Source organism: Saccharopolyspora griseoalba (assembly GCF_042665275.1).
Taxonomy (GTDB): domain Bacteria; phylum Actinomycetota; class Actinomycetes; order Mycobacteriales; family Pseudonocardiaceae; genus Saccharopolyspora; species Saccharopolyspora griseoalba.
Genome location: NZ_JBHTCJ010000006.1, coordinates 199,067 through 221,992, shown reverse-complemented (window position 1 = coordinate 221,992; position 22,926 = coordinate 199,067). Strand labels below are relative to the sequence as shown.

Annotated in this window: 20 protein-coding genes; 13 read left to right on the top strand and 7 right to left on the bottom strand. The window is 71.8% G+C overall.

Going from position 1 to position 22,926, the window contains the following annotated elements; translation table 11 throughout:
• The first annotated feature begins 22 nt into the window (after positions 1–22).
• Both ACFQRI_RS13960 and ACFQRI_RS13955 read left to right on the top strand, forming a co-directional pair.
• Positions 23–571 (top strand): hypothetical protein, encoded by a 549-nt coding sequence (locus ACFQRI_RS13960; RefSeq protein WP_380668453.1) that lies wholly within the window; start codon positions 23–25, stop codon positions 569–571.
• 200 nt (positions 572–771) lie between these two features.
• Positions 772–1,428 carry an SDR family oxidoreductase gene (locus ACFQRI_RS13955; protein WP_380668451.1) on the top strand — a complete coding sequence of 219 codons (657 nt, stop codon included), beginning with the start codon at positions 772–774 and terminating at the stop codon, positions 1,426–1,428.
• Here ACFQRI_RS13955 and ACFQRI_RS13950 read toward each other — a convergent pair whose 3' ends face one another.
• Positions 1,429–2,742, bottom strand: a complete 1,314-nt coding sequence (locus ACFQRI_RS13950) for a D-arabinono-1,4-lactone oxidase (protein ID WP_380668749.1) — start codon at positions 2,740–2,742, stop codon at positions 1,429–1,431.
• 188 nt (positions 2,743–2,930) lie between these two features.
• On the opposite strand from ACFQRI_RS13950, the gene ACFQRI_RS13945 reads away from it, so the two are divergent.
• Positions 2,931–4,070 (top strand): alanine racemase, encoded by a 1,140-nt coding sequence (locus ACFQRI_RS13945; protein ID WP_380668747.1) that lies wholly within the window; start codon positions 2,931–2,933, stop codon positions 4,068–4,070.
• Here the strand turns inward: ACFQRI_RS13945 and ACFQRI_RS13940 are convergent.
• Entirely contained in the window at positions 4,040–4,723 is a 684-nt protein-coding gene (locus tag ACFQRI_RS13940) for a TetR/AcrR family transcriptional regulator (RefSeq protein WP_380668449.1), read from the bottom strand. The genes ACFQRI_RS13945 and ACFQRI_RS13940 overlap by 31 nt on opposite strands.
• A 527-nt stretch (positions 4,724–5,250) precedes the next feature.
• Between ACFQRI_RS13940 and ACFQRI_RS13935 the strand changes: the two genes are divergently transcribed.
• Positions 5,251–8,613, top strand: a complete 3,363-nt coding sequence (locus ACFQRI_RS13935) for an L-tyrosine/L-tryptophan isonitrile synthase family protein (RefSeq protein WP_380668447.1) — start codon at positions 5,251–5,253, stop codon at positions 8,611–8,613.
• Positions 8,614–8,969: 356 nt separating this feature from the next.
• On the opposite strand, the gene ACFQRI_RS13930 is transcribed toward ACFQRI_RS13935, so the two are convergent.
• Both ACFQRI_RS13930 and ACFQRI_RS13925 read right to left on the bottom strand, forming a co-directional pair.
• A complete protein-coding gene (locus tag ACFQRI_RS13930; RefSeq protein ID WP_380668445.1) occupies positions 8,970–9,305 on the bottom strand; it encodes a hypothetical protein in 336 nt (111 codons plus the stop codon).
• 11 nt (positions 9,306–9,316) lie between these two features.
• Entirely contained in the window at positions 9,317–9,577 is a 261-nt protein-coding gene (locus ACFQRI_RS13925) for a hypothetical protein (protein WP_380668443.1), read from the bottom strand.
• A gap of 222 nt (positions 9,578–9,799) precedes the next feature.
• Between ACFQRI_RS13925 and ACFQRI_RS13920 the strand changes: the two genes are divergently transcribed.
• The 4 genes from ACFQRI_RS13920 to ACFQRI_RS13905 all read left to right on the top strand — a co-directional run bounded on the left by ACFQRI_RS13920 (position 9,800) and on the right by ACFQRI_RS13905 (position 15,294).
• On the top strand, positions 9,800–11,170 hold the full coding sequence (locus tag ACFQRI_RS13920; protein ID WP_380668441.1) for a helix-turn-helix domain-containing protein: 1,371 nt from the start codon (positions 9,800–9,802) through the stop codon (positions 11,168–11,170).
• A 44-nt stretch (positions 11,171–11,214) separates the two neighbouring features.
• Entirely contained in the window at positions 11,215–12,126 is a 912-nt protein-coding gene (locus tag ACFQRI_RS13915) for a phosphotransferase enzyme family protein (RefSeq protein WP_380668439.1), read from the top strand.
• 185 nt (positions 12,127–12,311) lie between these two features.
• Positions 12,312–12,593 carry a hypothetical protein gene (locus ACFQRI_RS13910; RefSeq protein ID WP_380668437.1) on the top strand — a complete coding sequence of 94 codons (282 nt, stop codon included), beginning with the start codon at positions 12,312–12,314 and terminating at the stop codon, positions 12,591–12,593.
• Between the two features lie 193 nt (positions 12,594–12,786).
• Complete coding sequence (locus ACFQRI_RS13905) at positions 12,787–15,294, top strand: HAD family hydrolase (protein ID WP_380668435.1); 2,508 nt, start codon at positions 12,787–12,789, stop codon at positions 15,292–15,294.
• Between the two features lie 107 nt (positions 15,295–15,401).
• Here ACFQRI_RS13905 and ACFQRI_RS13900 read toward each other — a convergent pair whose 3' ends face one another.
• The 3 genes from ACFQRI_RS13900 to ACFQRI_RS13890 all read right to left on the bottom strand — a co-directional run bounded on the left by ACFQRI_RS13900 (position 15,402) and on the right by ACFQRI_RS13890 (position 17,198).
• Positions 15,402–15,947 carry a copper resistance CopC family protein gene (locus ACFQRI_RS13900; protein WP_380668433.1) on the bottom strand — a complete coding sequence of 182 codons (546 nt, stop codon included), beginning with the start codon at positions 15,945–15,947 and terminating at the stop codon, positions 15,402–15,404.
• Positions 15,944–16,675: a YcnI family copper-binding membrane protein gene (locus tag ACFQRI_RS13895; RefSeq protein WP_380668431.1), complete on the bottom strand. Its 732-nt coding sequence runs from the start codon at positions 16,673–16,675 to the stop codon at positions 15,944–15,946. Before ACFQRI_RS13895 ends, ACFQRI_RS13900 begins: the two co-directional genes overlap by 4 nt.
• A 70-nt stretch (positions 16,676–16,745) precedes the next feature.
• Positions 16,746–17,198, bottom strand: a complete 453-nt coding sequence (locus tag ACFQRI_RS13890; RefSeq protein WP_380668429.1) for a hypothetical protein — start codon at positions 17,196–17,198, stop codon at positions 16,746–16,748.
• Between the two features lie 367 nt (positions 17,199–17,565).
• Here ACFQRI_RS13890 and ACFQRI_RS13885 point away from each other — a divergent pair, with 367 nt between their 5' ends.
• The 5 genes from ACFQRI_RS13885 to ACFQRI_RS13865 are packed head-to-tail and all read left to right on the top strand — an operon-like array spanning position 17,566 to position 22,862.
• Entirely contained in the window at positions 17,566–19,266 is a 1,701-nt protein-coding gene (locus ACFQRI_RS13885) for a BCCT family transporter (protein ID WP_380668745.1), read from the top strand.
• 3 nt (positions 19,267–19,269) lie between these two features.
• Positions 19,270–19,917 (top strand): ABC transporter permease, encoded by a 648-nt coding sequence (locus tag ACFQRI_RS13880; protein ID WP_380668427.1) that lies wholly within the window; start codon positions 19,270–19,272, stop codon positions 19,915–19,917.
• Positions 19,910–21,103 carry an ABC transporter ATP-binding protein gene (locus ACFQRI_RS13875; protein WP_380668425.1) on the top strand — a complete coding sequence of 398 codons (1,194 nt, stop codon included), beginning with the start codon at positions 19,910–19,912 and terminating at the stop codon, positions 21,101–21,103. The genes ACFQRI_RS13880 and ACFQRI_RS13875 overlap by 8 nt, the downstream gene beginning before the upstream one ends.
• Positions 21,100–21,867, top strand: a complete 768-nt coding sequence (locus tag ACFQRI_RS13870) for an ABC transporter permease (RefSeq protein WP_380668423.1) — start codon at positions 21,100–21,102, stop codon at positions 21,865–21,867. Before ACFQRI_RS13875 ends, ACFQRI_RS13870 begins: the two co-directional genes overlap by 4 nt.
• A complete protein-coding gene (locus ACFQRI_RS13865; protein WP_380668421.1) occupies positions 21,864–22,862 on the top strand; it encodes a glycine betaine ABC transporter substrate-binding protein in 999 nt (332 codons plus the stop codon). Before ACFQRI_RS13870 ends, ACFQRI_RS13865 begins: the two co-directional genes overlap by 4 nt.
• Positions 22,863–22,926: the final 64 nt, after the last annotated feature.

Below are 22,926 nucleotides of genomic sequence, written 5' to 3'. Positions count from 1 at the left end.
GCCCCTGGGGTCGGCCACCTCGATGGGGCGGCTGGCGCAGGCGGCCGTGGACACCCTGGGCTGGACCGGCAGCGTGCTGCCGCCGGTGAAACTGCTCGGCAGGCAGATCATCGCCACCGCCGAGCTGGTTCCGGACGCGCACGCCGAGCGCCTCGTCTTCGGCAGCGGTCCGGTGGTGGACCGCGCCGAGATCTCCACCTGGGTGTGGCCGGAGATGGACGGCCGGGTGCCGCCGCCCGCCGCCCGCATCACCGGGATCCTCGCCCCCGCCCGGCACTGGCGCAGCGCGCTGACCGCCGCCGTGCCGTTCGCGCGGTTCGCCAACGCCGCCATCATGGTGCCGCGCAACGTGGCCGTGGCCCCCGAGTTCGCCGAGACCTGCCTGATCCGCGCCCGCCAGTTCGGCATCGGGGTGCTCAGCGCCGACGGCGAGGACATCCGGGTGGAGATGGACGGCCACGGCTTCGACGACGCCCCGCCGATGGAGCACACCGCCATCTCCCGCTGGGTCAACGAGATCGTCTACGAGCAGCTGCTCGCCGCCGAGGCCCCGACGCCCTCGCGCAGCTGACCGGCCGAGGAGGCCGCGAGAACTTCGGTGGGCGGGGATGCGCCTGCTGAGGGGGAGACGCGGACGGACTCGACCCGCGCCGAAGCGAGTCCGTCCGCAGCGGCCTTGCGGAGTACTCCACAGAAATTCTGAGTTGTCCACAGGCCACGATCGGTGATGCTGGATCGTTCGAGGCGCGCCGACCGGCCTACGGTGTGGGCATGCGAATCGTGATCGCCGGAGCCCACGGGAAGATCGCGCGACAGCTCGGCGCGCTGCTGGCCCAGCGGGGCGACTCGGTGCTCGGACTGGTCCGGAACCCGGACCACGCGACCGAGCTCGCCGAGCTCGGGATGACCCCGGAAGTCGTCGACATGGAGATCGCGGACGCGGCCGGTCTGGCCGCCCGGTTGTCCGGAGTGGACGCGGCGGTGTTCGCCGCCGGCGCGGGCCCGGGCAGCGGTGCCGAGCGCAAGGACACAGTGGACCGCGGTGCCTCCGTCCTGCTCGCGGAATCCTGCCAGCGGGCGGGAGTTCGGCGCTTCGTGCAGATCAGCTCGATGGGCACCCGCAACCCCAACCCGCCCGACGTGGACCCCGTCTTCGGGGCGTACCTGGACGCCAAGCGGGCGGCCGAGCAGGACCTGCGGCAGCGGGATCTGGAGTGGACGATCCTGCGCCCCGGCAGGCTCACCGACGACCCGCCCACCGGCCGGGTGACGCTCGGTCCGGAGATCGCCCGAGACGCCATCACCCGGTCCGACGTGGCCGAGGTGGTCCTCGCCCTGCTGGACGAACCGCGCACCGCGGGGATGGCGCTCGAAGCGGTCAACGGAGACGTCCCGGTCACCGATGCGGTCCGTAACGCCGTCGAGTGATCAGACCGAGTTATCCACAGGCCCCAGCACGCGGTTCAGGTACCCGTTGGTGAACACCCCTCCGGGGTCCGCCTCGGCGCGGATCCGGAGGAAGTCGTCGAACCGCGGGTACCGCTCGCGCAGCGTCGCGGCGTCCAGCCGGTGCATCTTGCCCCAGTGCGGGCGCCCGCCCGCCGCCGCGGCGATGGACTCGAAGGCGTCGAACCACTCGCGGTGCGGCATCCCGACGTACTGGTGCACCGCGACGTAGGCCGTCGGGCGCCCGTGGGCGGTGGACAGCCAGATGTCGTCGGGCGCGGCGATCCGGACCTCGACCGGGAACATCACGGGATCGGCGAGCCGGGCCGCCGCGGCGCGCAGTTCGCGCAGCACCTCGCCGATCCGCTCGCGCGGGAACGCGTACTCGGTCTCCACGAAGCGAATCCGGCGCGGCGTGGTGAACACCCGGTGGGACCGGTCCCGGTAGGAGCGCGCCGACCAGGCCGCGGCGCAGACTCGATTCAGCGGCCGCACCAGCGGTTTCACCGCACGTCCGAGCTCGCAGACCGCGCCGAACAGGCCGTTCTCCAGCACCTCGTACTCGACGAAGCGCCGCACCGGGCTCAGCGGTTCCGGCGGGCCGTCGCAGCGGTTGTTCCGCTTGACCAGCGTCCGCTCGCTGTGCGGGAACCAGTGGAACTCGAAGTGGTCGTTGGCCGCGGCCAGCTCGTCGAAGCCGTCGAGCACCTCGCCGAACCCGGCCTGGTGCTCCTCGGCGGCGAGGGTGAACGCGGGGACGCAGCGCAGCGTCGCGGTGGTGATGACGCCGAGCGCTCCGAGCCCGATCCCGGCCGCGGCGAACAGCTGCGGGTTCTCCTCGGGCGAGCAGCGCACCTCGGTGCCGTCGGCGAGGACGAGCTCCAGGGCCGCGACCTGGGTGGCCAGCCCGCCGAGCTCGGCACCGGTGCCGTGCGTTCCGGTCGAGATCGCCCCCGCGACGGTCTGCCGGTCGATGTCGCCGAGGTTGGGCAGCGCCAGGCCGAGCCCGTCCAGGTCGGTGTTGAGCCGGTGCAGCGGGGTGCCCGCGCGCACCACGACCAGCCCGGTGCCCGGATCGGCGGAGATGATCCCGGACAGCTGCGAGAGGTCCAGCGCGCAGCCGTCCTCCGGGGAGCCGACGGCGGAGAAGGAGTGCCCCGAGCCGAGCGCGCGCACGGTGCGGCCGTCGCGCCCGGCCCGCTCGATCGCCGCGGCGAGCTCCGCGGTGTCGCGCGGGGTGACCACCGAGCTCGGGACGGCCCTCGCCGTGCGTCCCCAGTTGCTCCATCGCTGCATGCCGAAGAACTCCCAGAGCTCGATCGCCGGTGTTGCCGAGTCGTGCTGGGCCGTCCGGGTGGTGATGCGCTCCACAGGCGGCGCGGACGGGACGAAGTTATGTGAAAGATTCTCACTTAACAAGGGGATGGGCTTACGGTTGTCCCGTGCGCAGGATCGACGAGATCACCCGCGAACTGGACCCGCCGATGGCCGCCGTGGACCTGGCCGCCTTCGACCACAACACCGCTGACCTGGTGCGCCGCGCTGCCGGGTACCCCATCCGGATCGCGACCAAGTCCGTCCGGTGCCGCGAGCTCATCGCCCGCGCCCTGGGAGCGCCCGGGTTCGTCGGGCTGATGTGCTACTCGCTCGACGAAGCGCTGTGGCTGCACGCCGAAGGGCTCTCCGACGACCTGCTGGTCGCCTACCCGACCGCCGACCGCGCGGCGCTGCGCCGGCTCGCGGCCGATCCGGCCGCCGCCGCGGCGATCACGATCATGGTCGACTCCGCCGAGCACCTGGACCTCGTCGACGCCGCGGTCGGCCCGGATAGGGCGCCGGTGCGGGTGTGCCTCGAGCTCGACGCGTCCTGGCGGCCGGTGCCCGGCGCGCACCTGGGCACCCGTCGCTCGCCGCTGCACACCGCCGCGCAGGCCGGTCGCTTCGCCGAGCAGATCGCGCGCCGGAGCGGGTTCCGCCTGGTCGGCCTGATGGCCTACGAGGGCCAGATCGCCGGGCTCGGCGACGCGCCCGCGGGTCGCCCGCTGCGCGGTGCGGCGCTGCGGTGGGTCCAGCGGCGCTCCGCCGCCGAGCTCGCCGAGCGGCGCGCGGCCGCCGTCGCCCGCGTGCGCGAGGTCGCCGAGCTGGAGTTCGTCAACGGCGGCGGGACCGGAAGCCTGGAGCGCACCGCGGCCGAGGGGGTGGTCACCGAGATCGCCGCCGGCTCCGGTCTGGTCGGACCCACCCTGTTCGACGCCTACCGCGCGTTCCGCCCGCGGCCGGCGCTGTTCTTCGCGTTGCCTGTCGTGCACCGGCCGGCGCGGCGGATCGCCACGGTCTTCGGCGGCGGTTACATCGCCTCCGGCGCGGTGGGCCCGGACCGGAGGCCGACGCCGCACTGGCCCGAGGAGTTGAGCCTGCTGGACACCGAGGGCGCGGGTGAGGTGCAGACACCGGTCACCGGAGCGGCGGCCCGGGACCTGGCGATCGGCGACCGGGTCTGGTTCCGGCACGCCAAGGCGGGCGAGCTCGCCGAGCGCTTCGAGCAGTACCAGCTCGTCGACCCGGCGAGCGCCACCTCGCGCCAGGCGCCGACCTACCGCGGCGAGGGGAGGTCCTTCGGGTAGCCGGACTTGCCCGCCGGTTCCGGCGGCGGCCCGCCGCCGGGGATCCGGCTGGACAGGTAGCCCCGCACCAGCTCCTTGGCCTCGGCGACCATGGGCTGGTCGCCGTCGGCGGTGTCGCGCCGGAAGGCCAGGTGCAGCACGGCGTCCGCGGCCTCGACCGCGACGGTCAGCGGCAGCGCCAGCTCCTCGGGGTCCTGCCCGAACTCATCGCTGATCAGCTCGGTGAGCTTCTCGGCGATGACCGCGTTGTTCTCCCGTCCGGGGTCCAGCAGCCGCAGGTCCACGACGTCGCCGAAGTGCAGCCTGCTGAAGGCGGGCACCTCCCGGTACATCTGCAGATAGGTGTCGAAGACCGTGTCCACGGCCTGCCACCAGTGCTCGGGCCGATCCGCCTCGAAGCGCTCGGAGATCATCCGCACGAAGCGCTCCAGGTTGCGCAGCGCCAGCTCCTGCACGACCGCTCGCTTGTCCGGGAAGAACTGGTACAGCGAACCGACCGCGACTCCCGCCCGCTCGGCGATGAGGGTGGTGGTTAAGCCGTCGTAGCCCATCTCCTCGATGAGCTCGGCGGTGGCCGAGAGCATCCTCTCCACTCGGCGCGTGCTCCGCTGCTGCACCGGTTTGCGGCGCAACGGCGCTGTCTCAGCAGGCAATGCCACTCCTATCGAGTTCGCCGGCCATCCGAAACGCGTTTCGGTCGTTCCGGGCGGATTCCCGCGCGGGAAGCCCGGCCGGCCGCGGAGCCGGTGAACGGAAGCCTGGTGTTGCAGTCGATGTCCAGTTTGGGGTGCTCGGAGATGGCGTGGGGATCGGACACGCACCTCACGCGTAGTTCGGTTGAGTGAACTCGTTGAACGCACCTTGACCCCGAGCTCGGTGTTACATCTCGGCCGGGTGAAAAGCCTATTCGGTCCGCCCGCAGAGAAGCGTTACACCTATTCGGTATGCAGTGAGTCATGTTGTCAACGCACAGGGGCGCTATCTAGTGTGACGGGGTCGTCATTCTCCGTGACAGAAAGGTCATTGTGGGTTACTGCGCGGCTGCTCGCCCGCCTTCCGGCGCCCGAGAATTCCCCCTCTGGGGCGAAATGTCCGACTGGGACCGCTTCGGCGGTGTCGGCGCCCCTGCGGCGCCCAGATCCAGCTCGGCGCGAGGGCACGCGACGTGCACCGCGGCATCGTGACCGCGCGGCAGGCGGAGGCCTCGACGGTCCGGCCCGAACCCCCGCAGCACCGGCAGCCCGCGGACGAGGAGGTGCCGCCCCCGGGCCTGTGGCAGGCCATCACCATCGCCGAGGCCAACGCGCTGCTCGCGGCCGGGCGCTACGGGCTGTGGGTGGAGCGCGACGCCGACGGCGGGACGCGGCTGGCCGGGGTGGGCAGCGGGCTGCCGCTCGGCGTCGAACCCACCTGGGCCGACCTCTACCGCGCGCTCGTCCGGTTGCGCCGCACCCGGCGCAGCTTCGACGCGGCTTGGCTGCAGCGGCTGGCCGGATCGCTGGGCTCCGACCCGGGCGAACCGCTGGACGCCTGCCGCCGGGTGCCCACCGAGCGCATCGAGCTGCTGCCCGGCCGCGACCGGGAGCTGGCCGAGAAGTCGCTGGGCGCTCTGACCTCGACCGGGCGCGGCGTGCCCTTCCCCGTCGAGCGCACCACCGTGGGCAGGCGCGCGGGCGCGGTCCGGCTGCAGGCCGTGGACTCCAGGGAAGGCGCGGTGCGCAGGCTCGACCGGGCCGAGCTGCTCGCCGGCGTGGTGGCCGCGGACCCGGACCTGCGGATGCACTGCGCGACGCAGCCCGTCCCCGGCGCGGTGCTGGACGCCGAGACCGGTGCGGCCGCGGTGCTGCGCACCGTCGAGCCCGCCCCCGCGCACCCGACGCACCCCGGCGGCACCATCGCCGCCGACCTGAGCACCCTGCTGCGCCCGGCCGACGGCGCGCCGGGGCTGCTGCGGGTGGCGCTGGACAACCGCTTCGAGCGGCGCGAGGACGAGCTGGAGCACTTCCTGGAGCACTTCGTCCGCCCGCTGCTGCGGGTGTTCCGGCTCGCGCTGGACACCCACGACCTCGGCCTGTTCGCGCTGGAGGAGGGCGGATTCGCCTTCGAGCTCTCGCCGGAGCTGCAGGCCACCGGCCGGATCGTGATCACCGATCACGACCGGATCACCCGCGGGCCCACTCGCACCGAGGTCACCGCGGGGGTGCGGGCGCTGGTGAGCACGCTGGACAAGCTCGGCGACGGCTACGCCGAGCTGCACCCCGAGGAGCCCGGTGCCCGGGTGCGCGACGAGGTGCGGCGGATCATCACCGAGGAGCTGCGCTACCTCGCGCCGCACACCGCCGAGCTGCTCTCCGGCGAGCAGCCGCTGCAGGGCTACGCGCACGCCGTGCCCGCGGGTCAGGACGCGGTGCTCAAGTCGGTGCTGGAGAAGGTCCAGGAAGCCACCCGCAGGCGCCGGTTCCGCCCGAGCGCCCCGCAACCGGCCGTGGTCATCGACGTCGACCTGTGCGGCCTGGTGCCGCTGCAGCGGATCATGGACTCCGCCCGCGCCATCTCCGGGCCCCGCCCGGGAGCGCCGGACGGAATACTGGAGCTGGCCGGGCCCGGCACCCTCCCGGTGCTGCCCACCCACGCGCCGGGCGCCTGGCAGGAGTTCGTGCGGCGCAGCGGGCTCGGCGGGCGCTACCCCGGCGTGGACTTCGAGCAGCTGCGCGGCGAGTTCCTGCGGGCCTTCCAGTCCCGGCCGTGGGAGCGGCTGCGCACCGACCGGGTCAACGCCGGTCTGGGCCGCTTCGTCTGGGACGTCCGCGACGCCGGTGGCCGGGTGGTGTTCTGCACGGCCCGCCGCGAGCGCTTCCGCGAGGTCACCGAGCAGGCGCTGGCCGAGGCCGGGGTCGCCGACGTGACGCTGCTGTTCGCCCCGGAGGACGCGAGCAGGTCGATCGCGGAGCTCAAGACCGAGCAGCTCCGGCGGCTCGGGCTCGACGTGGTCGCGGTCTTCGACGACGAGCGGGCCACCCGCGCGGCGGTGACCGACGCCTTCGGCGACGTGCAGCCGGTCGCCGTGGAGATCCCGGGACTGGCCCCGGACCGCCCGGCCGAGGTGCCGCCCGCGGACGGAGCTCCCGTGATCTCCACGTTCGAAACCCGGCCGCGCGCCGAGGAGTTCGGATCCCGGCTGTCCAACACGCATTCGCTGGAGGAGCTGCAGATCGGCGCGATGCGCCGGAACCCGCTGGCGCGCAGGTGGGGCGTGCAGCTCACCGAGGAGCACACCTGGTCCATCGTGGACTCGATCCTGGCCGATGTGGACAGATCGGCGCGCCGGACGGGTCGGGCCGCGGTGGCCAAGTTCGGGTTGCGGGAAGGGTCGTCGGACACCGGCGCGGTGCTGGACGCGGTGCACCACGTGCTGACCCGCAAGCAGTTCATCAAGGGCTCCCGCGCGAACTACCGGCCCGCGGACCTGCGCCGCGACGCGGAACCGCGCGTGCTCGCGGGCGAACCGATCGACGTGGTGCTGCTGGGCTTCCCGGTCAAGCAGTGCCTGAACCGGCTGAAGGCCTCCGGCCCGCTGCCCGACCTCGCCGAGCTCGGCGCCATGGCGCGGCTGCGCGAGATGCACCGGGCGGTGGCCGCGGTGCACCCGCCGGGACTGCGGTTCAACATCCTCACCGACGGCAGGCACTTCCGGACCCGGCCCGCCTCCATCACCGACGCCTACCAGCGAAAGCTGCGCGAGTACGTGGACATCGCGGGCATCGGCGACCGGACCGTGGTGCGCGAGGTCGACGCGCTCGCCGAGCAGCGCATCGGTCCCGAGCTGCCCGCGGAGCGGTCGCGGCGGGTCGCGGCGTACAGCAGGCTGCTGGCCGATCGGCTGCGCGGCTTCGACATCACCGACAACCCGCTGCGCACCCTGGAACGCCTGCACGACTGGACGAGCCGGACCGACGAGTTCGCGCCGCAGGTGATCGGGCTGTTCCGGGAGATCTTCATGTCGCTGGTGTACTCGGTGCCGGTGTCGGTGCCGCCGGGCACCGACCGCATGGAGTGGTCCCGGGCGGTCTACGCCGACGTCTACAACCTCACCGACCCGGCCGCGCGCTCGGAGGTCCGGCAGGCCAGGGCGGCGGTGCTGCGGCGCACCTGGCACATCGTCCTGCAGTACATGGCGACGATGCAGGTGGACCACGAGTTCGACTACGAGGGGCTGATCCCGCACCGGATCCGATTGACGCTGAGCGCGGTCCGCCCGGGTTGCCTCGGCTTCACCTACCTCGGTGGGACCGGGGTGCTGCCCTGGCAGGGCACCGGGGTCCTGGACCCGCGCGGGCACGTCGCGGTGGACTTCGCGGTCTCGCTGCTGGACCAGGGATTCGTGCCGGTGTACTCGCCGCTGCTGGGCCCCCGCCAGCCCTGGGCGATGGTGCCCGCCGCCCAGACCCACCTCCCGAGCCCGACCGCCCGCGCGCCGCGCGCCCAGGCGGGCGTCCAGCTGGACCCGGAGTTCATGGCCAGGGCTCGCCTCCGCCGCAAGTGATCCGGGGACGTTGAAAGGCCCTGGGGCTCGAGTCGGGGAATTCGAGCTCCAGGGCCTTTCCAGCTCCGGGCCGTCCGGGGAAACGGGATCCGGAGTGGTTGGTGTCCGCGGGCCGGTACCGGTCGGGGGAGGGGAGTGCAGCAGCACCGACCCGCGGAGTTCGCGTCCGCAGTGGCCGGTCGGGGGACGGCCACTGCGGACCCGCATATCGAGTTGTTCGTTCGGGGAGGTGGCGGCCGACGCCCTCGGTCGGGGTCGGGGAAACTCGGCCGAAATCATCGGCCGCCACCCGAGGCGGTAACTCGGCCTCCCGGCCGGGGGAGGAGGTGCTGCTGTCCGGGGCCGAGTCCGCCGGCTTACGGCACCGGCTCCGCGCGCAGCTCCTGCGCCGGTAGCTGGTGCCGCGCGGGACCGGGTGCGAGTGCTCCCGCCACCAGGTGGTCGTAGGCCGACCGCCACACCGCGCACGGTGCTCGCTGCGGACGCCGACGACCGGAGCACTCGGGGCAGTTGCCCTTCTCGTCGGCCTCGTGCTTGGTGAGCAGCGTCCGCCACCCCTCGATGAGCCGAGGGATCTCGGTGCGCGCCACGGACACCAAGGCGGCGGCATCTCCGCGGCCGGCGAGCTCGGAAAGCACATCGAGCCGCTCGCGCACCGCGCTGCGCAACACCGTCCCCAGAATCGCGTCCACGAACCTCACCGTCACTTCCTGGCCTGGGCTGCGGCATCGCGCAGCGCCATCGACAGCTGACCGGCGCCGCGAGCGCTCAGCTCGGCGGCGCGGTCAGGCGGTCCGACGAGAACCACCTCGTCCCGATTGACCAGCACGGTCAGGTCGCGATGCGCGTTCGCCACATCGCGGGCGTCGACGTGCCACCAGCGGCGGCGGTCGCCCGGCGCCGATTCGACCGCCTGGCCGAATCCGGTGCCGCACCACCGGTTCTCCGTCGCTGAAGCGTCCACCTCGTCGCCCGTCCCTTCCGTGCCTCGTCGCTTGCCGATGACTACATTGGGGCCTGCGAGGCCGGTTCGCCTAGATGGAGGGCGACGACCGGGCCGACGCCCGCGATAAGCGGTCGGCGGACTTCACCGCAACCGATCACCTCCACCGATACGGGCTTCACCGGGTTGCCGCAGTGCGCTTACTCTGCGAACAACGCCCGTTCAGAGCGTCAGGGGGTCTAAATGAACAACATCGGATCTGGCGGCTCGCCCGTTACTCCCGACGTCTGGAACGAGCGGGACATGCGGGATGCGCTGGCCCGACGGAACGTCAGCGAGGTTTACCGGCACCTGCGCAAGCACGGTGTTTCGCAGCGGCAGATCGCCGCCTCGACCGGGCAATCCCAGTCCGAGGTGTCGGAGATCCTCAAGGGCAGGCAGGTCATGGCCTACGACGTGCTGGCCCGAATAGCCGACGGGCTCGGCATCCCGCGGGGCTACATGGGCCTCGCTTACGACGGGGCCACCGAACTGCGGGTCAAGCAGTCGGACGACGCCCTGGAAGCTGAGGAGGACGAATCGGTGAAGCGTCGGAAGTTCCTGTCCCACGCCGCCGCGGTCACCATGGGTGCCGCGGTCTTCGGCGCCGAGGACAGCGCCTGGGCGCCTGCCAGCGCCCAGACCCCGGCCCCGTCCCGCATAGGCATGTCCGACGTCCAGCAGATCCAGGCGGCCACCAAGGCGCTGCGCGACCTGGACTACCGCTACGGCGGCGGGACCTGCCGCGACGCCGTGGTCGCCCAGCTGTCCTGGGCGCAGCAGCTGCTCGACTCCGCGTCCAGCGACGGCGTCCGCAAACACCTGTTCACCGCCCTCGCCGACATGCACAGCCTGGCCGGCTGGACCTCCTTCGACGTGGGGCTGCTGGACCCGGCGCGCGGCCACTTCGGCCGGGCCCTGGAGTTCGCCAAGCAGGCCGACGACGACAGCCTGGTGGCCAGCGTGCTCTACCGCATGGGCCGGGTCTACCTGCACTACCAGGAGCCCAACGAGGCGCTGAAGCTGTTCCAGCTGGGGCAGATCCCCGCCCAGGAATCCGGTTCGGCGCTGACCGTGGCCGTGCTGTGCGCCAACGAGGCGTGGGCCTACGGGATGCTCAACAAGCCGGACCAGGTGCAGAAGATGGTGGGCCGGACCCGGGACGAGTTCGCCAGGGCCAACGTGGACGAGGCCCCGGACTGGGTCCGCTTCTTCACCGAGAACGACCTGCACGGGATGATCGGTTCCGCGCACGACGCGCTGGCGGTGTTCGACCCGAAGAAGCACGCGTCGATCGCGGTCGCCGAGACCATCAAGTGCAACGAGGCCTACGGCGCTGACATGCAGCGGACCCACGTCTTCGGGTTGAGCCTGCAGGCCACCAACCACTTCCGCGCCGGCGACGTGCAGGAAGGACTGAAAGTCGGGCTCCGGGCACTCCAGTTCGGCGAGCGCGTCAAGTCCGCACGGGTCGCCGACCGGCTCAAGCCGCTGGAGCTGGAAGCGGGCAAGCACCGGGCGAACAACGACGCCCGCGACCTCTTCGAGGAAGTCCGGAAGTTCCGTCAGGCGTGAGGTCGACCTTCGTCGACCGAGCCGGCCCTCTCCGGTTTGAGAACATGAGCATGACGACATACCAGGTTAAACAGGGTCAGTGCATCCCGCCCGAGCTCGAACTGGCACTGACCGAGATCTGCGCATCGGTCGGCCTCAACCCGCGTGGGGCGCGGCTGATCCGGTTCATCAACAACGGCGTTTTCCTGCTCCGCGACGACCCGGTCATCGTCCGCGTGGTGCTGTCCCCGTCGTTCGCGCACCGCGCGCGCACGGCGGTCGAGGCGGCGCACTGGCTGGCGATGCACGGGGTCCCCGCGGTGCGGCTGCTGCCCGGCGTCGAGCAGCCGGTCACGGTCGGCCCGCACTGCGGCACGCTGTGGCAGTTCGTCCCGGAGGACGGGCCCTCGCCCGGCAGTGCCGATCTGGGCCGACTGCTGCGCCAGATGCACGCCCAGCCGTTGTCCGACAGCTTCCCCGCGTGGCGGCCGATGGCCGACATCCGGCGGCGGCTGGACGACGCGGTGGACATCGACCCGGCCGACCACAGGTTCCTCCAGGAGCGCTGCGACTACCTGGAGGAGCAGCTGGACCGGCTGGAGTTCCCGCTGCCGCCGTCGGTCATCCACGCGGACGCCCACCTGGGCAACGTGATCGGGGGCCCGGACGGGCCGCTGCTGTGCGACCTCGACTCGCTGTGCGTCGGGCAGCCGGAGTGGGACCTCACGCCGATCGCGGTGGGCAGCCTGCGGATGGGCTATCCGGCGTCCTGGCACGAGGAGCTGGCCGAGGCGTACGGCTTCGACATCACCTCGTGGGAGGGCTTCGCGATCCTGCGCGAGCTGCGCGAACTCAAGATCACCACCGGTGTGCTGCCGATCCTGCGCAGCAATCCGAGCGTCCGCGAGCAGGTCGAGTGGCGGCTGCGGACGATCCGGGAAGGCGATCTGGAAACCCAGTGGGCCCCGTACAGCTGACTCGTCGGTACTGATCACGCACGTCGATCGGCATGCCACACCGAAGTCCGAATCGTGCCGCCAAACGGGCGATATTTGGGCTTTTTGCGGGGACTTCTGGTCATTCATGGTGACTTCGTTGGGCCTGGAGGGGTAAACCATACGAGCGAACTGGTGCATCGATCTGGCTAGCGGATGGGCATTCGATGAGGATCGCTGACTTCCTGCCGGGTGCGCGGTCGCGCGCGCTGGTGTCCGCGCAGCTGCTCGACGAGGTGGTGGACGCCCAGCTGGACTCGCTGCCGCGGCTGCCGCCGGAGACCAGGGGTCGGCAGGCCGACCACCTCGCGGAGCTCGTGCAGCTCGGGCAGTTCTACCGGCACTACGCGCGCGGCTGGATCTCCCGCCGGGAGCTGCAGCGGCGCTGCCTGGCGGCGGTCCCGGACCCGACCAGGGGCGCTCCCGTGCAACTCGTCGACGGTGAATGACCGCTCGTCGACTTGCGCCGAGAACCGCTCCCGGGTCCCGCCCGCGGCCCGCATCGCCCCCGATTCGCCGCTGCGACCTGCGAATTCGCTGATCGGCAGCGGGTGGCTTCGGCCCGGCCGAAGCACCGCTGAGCACCTGTTCTCCCCGATGGTCCGCCCCTCCTCCGGGCCCACCAGGCTTTGAGGAGATGCGGTGAACGGTTCCGGCCTGCTGCCGGCCACCGCGCGCGAGCTCATCGCGCGCGATCCCCTGCTTCCGCGGTACTGCCGGGTGGCGGAGCACGCGACGGGCGACGTCGAGCTGAGAAGCCTGCTCGCCGACGGGGTCGGCGAGCAGCGGCCGATGCGGGAACTGCTGGCCGCCCGCCCGGACGGCTGGACCGAGCTGGACTACGCGCTGGAGTTCCTGGTCCGGCCGGTGGTGATCACCGTGCGGGGGCTCCTCGCGCTGGACTGGCTTCCCGCCGGCGAGCTCGGCGTGCGCCCCGGGGCGGGCCAGGTGGTGCTGCGCGGGCTCGAACCGGCCGATCCGCACCGCTGCTCGCGGCTGGTGCTGGAGGTGCACGAGCTGCTGTCCAAGCTCACCGAGTCGGTCGGCGGCACCGTCGACGACCTGGAGCAGGTGCTGGCCGAGGAGCTGTGCGACCTCTCCGAGCGGCTGCTGGCCGCGCTAGGCGGGCACCACCCCTGGCGGCCGTTCCTGCACTCCGTGCCCGAGCACCAGCAGGACCTGCTGCAGCGGGTGCTGCGGCTGGTCCGCGAGCGCGCCGCGGCGCGACGCCGGGACCCGTCCGCGCCCCGCCCGCTGGTGGCCCTGGACCTGGACTTCTGCGCGCTGCACCCGCGCGAGCGGGTGCGCGCCGCGCTGGAGCGGGTCTCGCGCGAGCACGGGGTGGTGGACTTCGCCTTCGACCTCGCGCAGCTGCCCGGGCTCTACGAACCGGGCTGGCGGCCGTTCCTGGAGCACCTCGGGCTGCCCGACGACGGGCTGTACCCGGCGTTCCGCGCGGCGCTCGGCTGGGAGCGCGCCGACCTGCTCACCGACGAACCGGCGCCGGGCGTGCGCGGCTTCGTCCGCGACGTGGAGGAGGTGGGCGGCCAGGTCGTGCTGGTCACCGGCCGCAGGCACCGGATGCGCGCGGCCACCGAGGAGCTGCTCGCCCGGTGCGGGCTGGGCCACCTCCCGCTGCACACCACCGACGAGGGCGCCGACGTGGCCGAGCAGAAGGTCGCCGCGCTGCGCTCGGTCCCCGGCGAGCTGATCGCGGCCTTCGACGACAAGGCGGACAACCTCGCGGCGCTGCGCGCGGCGTTCCCGGAGGCCCGGGTGGTCCCGGTGGCCGCGCCGGGGTTCACCGGGGTGGACGAGCCCGGTGCGATCGGCACCTTCGAGCTCCTGCCGCACCCGGTCCCGCTGGGGCGCGGGCACGCGGCTCGCCCGCAGCTGTCGCACGCGAGCTCACCGGCCCGGTTGCGCGTCGGCGACTTCAGCACCCGGCCCACGTGGTGGCGGCACGGCGTGCGGCTCACCCGGGAGCAGCGGGCTCGGATCGTCGCCGCGCTGCGCGGCAACGCGCTGGAAGCCGGGCGCAGGCTCGGCGAGCGGGTGCGCGACACCGGGGACGGCGGCGAGTCGGCGATCTGGCGGGTGCTGGTGGCCAAGCCCTTCGGCGCCGCCCGCCCGGCCTACCCGCCCGAGCTGGCGGCGCACGACCTGCGACCGGCGGTGCGCGAGGGGACGCCGGTGCCGCTGGTGATGATCGGCCCGCCGATCAAGCAGGACGGCTCGCGGCTCAAGGCGCTCGGCGCCCGCCCCGACCTGGCCGAGCTGGCGATGCTGGTGCGGCTGGTGCAGCTGGACGCCGCGGTGCGGGTGGTGCACCCGGCGGGAATCCGGGTGACCGCGCTGGCCGACCCGAGCCACTTCCGGTACCGCCCGGCCGATCGCTGCGGCGGTTACCACGAGGACTTCGCCCGGATGCTGGCCGAGACCGGCGCCGACGAGTTCATGCGGGTCCGCGACCTCGACGAGGCGGCTGCCGAGGCCGGCTGCGCGCGCGATCGCCGCGCCGAGCGGGTCGCCGCGCACCGCGCGCGCTACGAGGAGGCGCTGGCCGGTCTGGACGTCACCGCCGACCCGATCGCCGCGCTGGCCGCCGCCGACGAGCGGGACCCCGCGCTCGCCGGTCAGCCGAGGTTCGTGGAGCTGTTCCGCTCGGTGCTGCACGCGGTGGACCTGCCGCGACCGGGCGGGGACCCGCTCGCGCACGCCCGGCGGGTCTACGCCGATCCTCTCGACCTGCGCGGGGAGGCGCGGGAGGCCCGCCGCGAGCTGCTGTCGCTGGCCTGGCGGGAGACGATCACCTACCTGGCCAACAAGCACGTGGACGCCGAGCTGGACTACTCGGCGCTGTGGCGCGGCGGGGTGCGGATGAGCCTGTCGCTCCGCCCGGTGCCGGGGCGGTTGCGCTTCGTGCCGCTCGGCGGCGGCGCGGCGATGCCCTGGCACGGCACCGCGGCGCTGGGCGACAACCACGAGGTCTCGGTGGATTTCGCGATCTCGCTGGTCGACCAGGGGTTCGTCCCGGTCTGGACCCCCGGTGACGACGCCCAGCCCTGGTTCATGGCCCCGCCGCAGGCCCTCCGCGGCGACGACCTCGACCCGGAGGTCCTCGACCGGATCCGCATCCGCGCGAAGTGACCGCCCCTCGCACCGCGAAGGGCGATCGAGCGCGCGAGTTGTGCGCCTCTTTCCATCAGAAGTCCCCCACGAGCTGCGCTTCGCGGGGGACTTCTGATGGAAAGAGGCTAGCCCTTGGGCTTGCCCAGCCGGAGCGCCAGGACGAGGCCGAGGGCCACGACGATCACGGCGCCGACGATCCAGGGCCAGATCGGCATCCCGCCGGAGCCGGACTGCTGCTCCTGCTCCGGCGAGTCCGGGGCCTGCGGCGCCTGCTCGGTCTGCGGCGCGGGGGTGCCGTTGCCCGCGGTGGTCAGCCGGAAGCCGACCTTGCCGGACACCGGGTGCCCGTCGTTGGACAGCACCCGGTAGCCGACCGCGTAGTCACCGGCCGGGCCGAGCTCGCGCACCGGAACGGTCACCGAGCTGCCCTCCACGCGCGCCGGGCCCGAGGTCCAGTGCTCGCCCTTCGGGCCGACCACGGTGACGGTGTTGTACTGGTCGCCCTGCTTGACCGGTTGGTCGAAGGACAGGCGGACCTCCTGGGGACCGGTCTGCAGCTGGGCGCCGTCGGCCGGGTCGCTGCCCACCAGCACGTTGTGCGCTAGCGCGGGCGAGGCCGAGCCGAGCAGCGCGGCCAGGGCGAGCGCTCCGACCGCCAGCAGCCGCCTCACGACGCGTCCCCGCCGGAGGAGCGGCGCCCGCGCGCGAGCGCGCCCGCGCCCACGCCGACGCCCAGGGCGCCGACGAGCAGGCCGGCGCCGCCCAGGTAGCGGGCGGTGTCGTCGGTGGCCGGGCCGGCCTGCTCCGCGGAGTGGTGCGCGGCGGGCTGCGCGCCCCCGCCGTGCTGATGTCCTTCGCCGGGGACCAGCTGGAGGGTCGGGGCCGGGTGCTCCGGCTCCTCGCCGCTGGGCGGCGTCGGCTGGTCCCAGGCCACGACCTCGCCGTTGTCGTAGGTCTGGGTGGTGGGCAGCTCCAGCTTGTCGGTGTTCTCCGGCAGCGCGCCGAGGCTGGCCTCGAACTCCTGGAACTGGTCGGGCTTGATGCCCTGCCCGGGCTGGGCGGTCCAGGTGATGCTGCGCACCGTCTCGGTCACCTCGGAGCCGGCGACCTTCGTCGGCGGGATCTGCACCTTCTCCAGCTGGGCCGTCCAGCCCGGCATGGGCTTGACCCGCACCGAGCTCAGCGGGTGCTGGGCGGGCAGCTGCACCTTGATCGAGACGGTGGCGGCGTCGTCCTTCTCGTTCGGAACGCGGAATGCGATCTTGGCGTATCCGCCTCGCTCAGCGGTTTCCGGATTCGCGGTGACGTGGGCCTGGGCGGGAGCGGCGGTCAGCGCCAGCAGAATGCCGCTGGTCGCCGTCCACGCGGCGGTCCGGGCGACGAATCGCTTTGTCGACATAGCTCTTGAAATCTCCTGAAGATTTTGTTATCTGCGCGCGCATAGGCGATAGAACTGCGAGGAACAACAGTCAGCTGTTCGTGCGCGCCGGAATGTTGTGGAACGGAGATTTCGGCGGACCGCGCAGCGCGTGGATTCGCTGGTAGATCAACTGCGCGATAGTTCTGGTGATCGGCGCCGGGACGCAAACCGAGGGCGGGGGCGTCACCACCGGCAGGGGGCCCGCCCGCCGGGGCAGGATGGCCTGCAGCAGGCGGGCGACCACGAAGAGTGCCCGCTCCGCGTGCGTCATCACCAGGCCGGTGACCAGCACGACCGCGATGTGCCCGAGCGTCATGGCGGGCGCCGGGGTGTGCATCTCGTGGCCGTGCGGGTGGCCGATCGCCGGGCCGTGACCCGACATGATCTCCAGGAACGCGTGAAGTGCGAGCTGGCTGGCGCCCAGAGCCCCTAGAATCCCACCCGGTCCGCGCTGCCGATCGGCCAGTGCGACCCCTGCTCCGGCGAGCAGGAGGGTCACCACCGCGGTCGTCCCCGCATCAGGGGTCGGACCGCCTGCGGCGGTGTGCGCGGCTACGGAAAGTGACGCCGACGTGCAGGCCAAACCGCCGCCGCGCAAGACGCGCAGAGCGCCTCGCGTGGGTGCTAGACCGGCCATCACGCTGAGCAGTCTAGGTGTCGGCTCGGCCACGATAACGGTGGGTGAGCTTGCCTTAGTCACCCATTTGGGCCACGGTTTACAAGTTGCAGCGGTCCGGACCTGGAAATCCGCAGATTTCATTCCGGTCGCCGTGACTGACGACGGAGAGGAGGGGGCGTCGCCCAAAGTGACGCCGAAACCTGTGTCGACCGAAACTCAACAAACGGGCGGCCCGACGGGTCAGCCATCCATAGAACCGAACGAAGCGGCCTTTCTGGCCAAACCGCGCACGGACTGGATCGTGTTCGGCATCACCGCGCTGATCATGTTCGGCGTGGTGGCCTGGGGCGGCCTGGGCACCGATTCGCTGAGCAACGCCTCGTCCGCGGCGCTGGACTGGCTGCTGACCAACACCGGCTGGGGCTTCGTGCTCGCGGCCACCGGATTCGTCATCTTCGCCCTGTACCTCGCGTTCAGCAAGTACGGCCGCATCCCGCTCGGCCAGGACGACGAGGGCCCGGAGTTCCGGACGATCTCCTGGATCGCGATGATGTTCTCCGCCGGCATGGGCATCGGCCTGATGTTCTTCGGCGTGAGCGAACCGCTGAGCCACTTCGTCTCGCCGCCCCCGGGCACGGTCCCCGGCGAGAGCGAGGAGGCCATCAAGGTGGCCATGTCCACCTCGCTGTTCCACTGGACCCTGCACCCGTGGGCGATCTACGCGGTGGCGGGTCTGGCGATCGCCTACTCCAGCTTCCGGCGCGGCCGCAAGCAGACCATCAGCGGCGTGTTCGTGCCGCTGATCGGCAAGCGCAACGCCGAGGGCCCGCTGGGCAAGCTGATCGACGTCCTGGCGCTGTTCGCGACGCTGTTCGGCTCCGCGGCCTCGCTGGGGATCGGCACCCTGCAGATCCGCAGCGGCATGCAGGCCGCCGGCTGGCCGATCGGTGAGGCCGGGACCAACATCCTGGTGGCGATCATCGCCGTGCTGACGGTGTGCTTCATCGTCTCGGCGGTCTCCGGCGTCGCCCGGGGCATCCAGTGGCTGTCCAACATCAACATGGTGCTGGCCGCGCTGCTGGCGGTGTTCGTGTTCGTGCTGGGTCCGACGGTGTTCATCCTGGACCTGCTGCCGACCGCGGTCGGCTCGTACATGAGCCAGTTCGGCGAGATGGCCTCGCGCGCCGGCGCCACCGGCGGCTCGGAGATGCAGTCCTGGCTGGCGAGCTGGACGATCTTCTACTGGGCCTGGTGGATCTCCTGGACGCCCTTCGTGGGCATGTTCATCGCGCGGATCAGCCGCGGCCGCACGATCCGCCAGTTCATCGGCGGCGTGCTGCTGGTGCCCAGCGCGGTGAGCCTGGTGTGGTTCGCCATCTTCGGCGGTGCCGCGATCAACACCCAGAAGGGCGGCGCGGACGTCTACGCGGGCGGCTCCGCGGAGGCGCAGACCTTCGCGCTGTTCGAGAACCTGCCGCTGCCGCTGCTCACCGCGGTCCTGGTGATGGTCCTGGTGGCGATCTTCTTCGTCTCCGGTGCCGACGCCGCGTCGATCGTGATGGGCACGCTCTCCCAGCGCGGGGCCATCGAGCCCAGCCGGTGGATCGTCATCTTCTGGGGTGCCGCCACGGGTGCCGTGGCCGCCGTGATGCTGGTCATCGGCGGTGGTCAGGACAAGGCGCTGGAGGGGATCCAGAACCTCACGTTCCTCGGCGCGCTGCCCTTCGCGATCGTGATGGTGCTGATGTGCGTCGCCATGCTGAAGGACCTGCGCACGGACCCGATGACCCTCCGCGATCAGAAGGGCGCCGAAGTCCTGGAGCAGGCGGTCATCGCGGGCACCGAGGAGCACGACGGCGAGTTCCAGCTGGTCACCACCCCCGCCGAGCCCGGCGAGGAGGAGACCGGTGAGGACACCGGCGTCGCGGCGCAAGGTGAGCGAAAAGAGTAGAGCGTGAATCTCCTGGACTACGTTGCATCCAGGTGGCAGTCGCTGCTGGTGGACTCCTACCAGCACGTCAGCATGGTGATTCAGTGCATCGTGCTGGCAACGATCGTCGGCGTTCTGGTCGGGGTTGCGGTCTACCGCAGCCCCGCCGGGGCGGCGATCGCCACCGCACTTTCCAGCGCGATCCTCACGGTGCCTTCCTTCGCCCTGTTCGGCCTGCTCATCCCGGTTCTCGGGCTGGGCGTCGCGCCGTCGGTGGTGACCTTGGTGCTGTACGCGCTGCTGCCGATCGTCCGCAACACCATCGTCGGCCTGGCCACGGTGGACCAGCCGATCCTGGACGCGGCCCGCGGCATCGGCATGAGCCGCTTGAGCGTGCTCACTCGCGTCGAACTGCGCATGGCCTGGCCGGCGATCCTGGCCGGCATGCGGGTCAGCACCCAGATGCTGATGGGCATCGCGGCCATCGCCGCGTACGCCAAGGGACCCGGTCTGGGGAACCTGATCTTCAGCGGACTGGGACAGCTGGGCGGCGCGAACGCGCTGAACATGGCGTTGGCCGGCACCGCCGGTGTGATCGTCCTGGCGCTGCTGCTGGACGCCCTGTTCGTGCTGTTCGGCCGGTTGACGACTTCGAGGGGTATCCGTGGCTGAGGAAGACAAGACCGGCCCGACCAGCGGGCACGGCGTGGAAATCAAGCTGGAAGAGGTCTCCAAGCGCTACCCGGGCGCCAAGCAGCCCGCGGTCGAGTCGGTGACCATGACCATCCCCGCCGGGGAGACGGTCTGCCTGGTCGGCCCGTCCGGCAGCGGCAAGACCACGACCATGCGGATGATCAACCGCCTGATCGAGCCGTCCAGCGGCAAGATCAGCATCGGCGGGCAGGACGTGCTCGGGCTCGACCCGGACGAGCTGCGCCGCGAGATCGGCTACTCGATCCAGCAGGCCGGCCTGTTCCCGCACATGACCGTCGGCGAGAACGTCGGCCTGGTTCCCGGCCTGGTCGGCTGGGACAAGAAGCGCACCAGCGAGCGCATCGACGAGATGCTGGAGCTCGTCAACCTGGACCCGGCCATCTACCGGGACCGCTTCCCGCGCCAGCTGTCGGGCGGTCAGCAGCAGCGCGTCGGCGTGGCCCGCGCGCTCGCGGCCAACCCGCCGGTGCTGCTGATGGACGAGCCCTTCGGCGCGGTCGACCCGATCACCCGCGGCGTGCTCCAGGACGAGCTGATGCGCCTGCAGGCCGACCTGGGCAAGACGATCGTGTTCGTCACGCACGACTTCGACGAGGCGGTCAAGCTGGGCGACCGGATCGCGGTCCTCGGCGAGCGCTCGAAGATCCTGCAGTACGACGCGCCGGACGCGATCCTGGCCAACCCGGCCGACGACACCGTGGCCGGCTTCGTCGGCGCCGGTGCCGCGCTCAAGCAGCTCACGCTGCGCCGCGTCCGCGAGATCGAGACCGGCGACGTCCCGACCGCCAAGGTCGGCGACGCCCCGTCGGTGCTGGTGGAGAAGTTGGGCACCCGCCGCGGCGCGATCGGCTTGGTGCTCGACGAGCGCAACCGCCCGCTGCGCTGGGCCACCGCTCGGGAAGCGGGGTCGGTCTCCGACCTGTCCCGCGCGGGTCGCCCGGTGGAGGACTCCGTGTCGCCGGCCTCCACCCTGCAGGACGCACTCGAAGCGATCCTGACCGATGACGACGGCGTCGCCGTGGTCACCGGTTCGCGGGGGCAGTACGAGGGCGTCGTGGACATCGACACCGTGATGAACACGATCAAGAGCCTGCAGGAGGAGCACTCCGACGACGCCGACACCGCCGCCGGGGACGCCTCATGAGCAGCCAGTTCGCATCGGACTCCGGCTCGGGGCGGGCCGAGCGGCTGCGCATGTTCGCCCAGCCGCTGCTGGTCGTCGCGCTGGTCGCCGCCGTGCTGGGCTGGGCGTTCAGCCGGAACAACGACGAGGTCACGCTGCGCAGCCTGAACCTGTCCAACATCGCGCAGCTGACCTGGACGCACTTCCTGATCAGCCTCGCGGTCGCCGCGGTCGTGGTGCTGGTCGCGGTCCCGCTGGGCGTGCTGCTCAGCCGCAGCTGGGCGAGCAAGGTCTCCCCGTTCGTGATCGGCGTGGCCAACATCGGCCAGGCCGCGCCCTCGGTGGGTCTGCTCGTGCTGTTCTTCCTGTTCACCGGGGGCAAGACCGGGTTCTGGATCGCGGCGGGGCCGATCGCCTTCTACGCGCTGCTGCCGGTGCTGCGCAACACCATCGTGGGCCTGCAGCAGGTGGACCGGTCGCTGATCGACGCCGGTCGCGGTGTGGGCATGTCCGGCACCGGCGTGCTGCTGCGCATCGAGCTGCCGCTGGCCGTGCCCTACATCCTGGCCGGCCTGCGCACCGCCCTGGTGCTGGCGGTGGGCACCGCGACGCTGGCGCTGTTCGTCGGCGCCGGCGGTCTCGGCGAGCTCATCGACACCGGTTACAAGCTGAACGACTACACGGTCATGATCGTCGGATCGGTCCTGGCGATGGCCCTCGCGCTGCTGGTCGACTGGCTGGGCGCGATGGCCGAGACCTACCTGTCGCCGAGGGGGTTGCGATGAAGCTGCGCACGCGCAAGGGCGCGGTGAGAGCGGCCTCGCTGGCGCTGACCGGCGCGCTGCTGACCGGATGCGGGCTGAGCTCGGGCAGCGCGGTGCCGCTGGAGGTCGAGCCGGGCGAGATCCAGCCGGTGCCGGAGCTGCAGGGCGTGTCGTTCACGGTCGGCTCGAAGGCCTTCACCGAGCAGATCGTGCTCGGCTACATCGCCGAGTTCGCCCTGTCCGCCGCCGGGGCCGACGTCCGCGACCTCACCAACATCGTCGGCTCGTCGACCGCGCGCAACGCGCTGGTCAGCGACCAGATCGACGTGATGTGGGAGTACACCGGCACGTCCTGGGTGTCCTACAACGGCAACGAGGAGCCGATCCCGGACGCCCGGCAGCAGTACGAGGCCGTGCGGAAGCAGGACCTGGCGAAGAACGGGGTCGCCTGGACCGCGGTCGACTACAACGTGGACAACACCTACGCGTTCGCGCTGAACCGGGAAGCCGCCCAGCGCTACGGCATCGACCGGATCTCCGAGATCCCGGAGGTGCTCGCCGAGCACCCGGAGGCGGGCACGTTCTGCGTGGACACCGAGTTCGCCAACCGCAACGACGGTCTGCCGGGGGTCGAGGAGGCCTACGGGTTCAAGGCCGACCCGTCCAAGATCAAGGTCCTCACCGAGGGCTCGATCTACCAGGCCACCGCGGACGGCACCTGCACCTTCGGCGAGGTGTTCACCACCGACGGCAGGATCCAGGCGCTGGACCTGCACGTGCTGGAGGACGACAAGAAGTTCTTCCCCCGGTACAACATCGGCATCACCACGCGGGACGAGCTGCTCAAGCGGTACCCGCAGCTCGGCGACGTGTTCGCCAAGGTGTCCGCGAAGCTGGACAACCAGGAGCTGATGAAGATGAACGCGCAGGTCGACGTCGAGGGCCGCGACCCGGCCGACGTCGCCCGCGAGTGGATGGCCGAGAAGGGGCTGGTGAAGACCCCGGGCGAGCAGTAGCCGCCGCCCTGCCGCGAGGAGCCCCGAGCGCCCGGCGCCCGGGGCTCCTCGCGCGCTGAGGGGC

What these genes read in the sequence shown, in the direction of transcription:
- ACFQRI_RS13910 (WP_380668437.1), top strand. Translation starts at nt 12,312, where the DNA reads ATGAGGATCGCTGACTTCCTGCCGGGTGCGCGGTCGCGCGCGCTGGTG.
- ACFQRI_RS13950 (WP_380668749.1), bottom strand. Translation starts at nt 2,742, where the DNA reads ATGCAGCGATGGAGCAACTGGGGACGCACGGCGAGGGCCGTCCCGAGC.
- ACFQRI_RS13955 (WP_380668451.1), top strand. Translation starts at nt 772, where the DNA reads ATGCGAATCGTGATCGCCGGAGCCCACGGGAAGATCGCGCGACAGCTC.
- ACFQRI_RS13895 (WP_380668431.1), bottom strand. Translation starts at nt 16,675, where the DNA reads ATGTCGACAAAGCGATTCGTCGCCCGGACCGCCGCGTGGACGGCGACC.
- ACFQRI_RS13870 (WP_380668423.1), top strand. Translation starts at nt 21,100, where the DNA reads ATGAGCAGCCAGTTCGCATCGGACTCCGGCTCGGGGCGGGCCGAGCGG.
- ACFQRI_RS13865 (WP_380668421.1), top strand. Translation starts at nt 21,864, where the DNA reads ATGAAGCTGCGCACGCGCAAGGGCGCGGTGAGAGCGGCCTCGCTGGCG.
- ACFQRI_RS13960 (WP_380668453.1), top strand. Translation starts at nt 23, where the DNA reads ATGGGGCGGCTGGCGCAGGCGGCCGTGGACACCCTGGGCTGGACCGGC.
- ACFQRI_RS13915 (WP_380668439.1), top strand. Translation starts at nt 11,215, where the DNA reads ATGAGCATGACGACATACCAGGTTAAACAGGGTCAGTGCATCCCGCCC.
- ACFQRI_RS13945 (WP_380668747.1), top strand. Translation starts at nt 2,931, where the DNA reads ATGGCCGCCGTGGACCTGGCCGCCTTCGACCACAACACCGCTGACCTG.
- ACFQRI_RS13920 (WP_380668441.1), top strand. Translation starts at nt 9,800, where the DNA reads ATGAACAACATCGGATCTGGCGGCTCGCCCGTTACTCCCGACGTCTGG.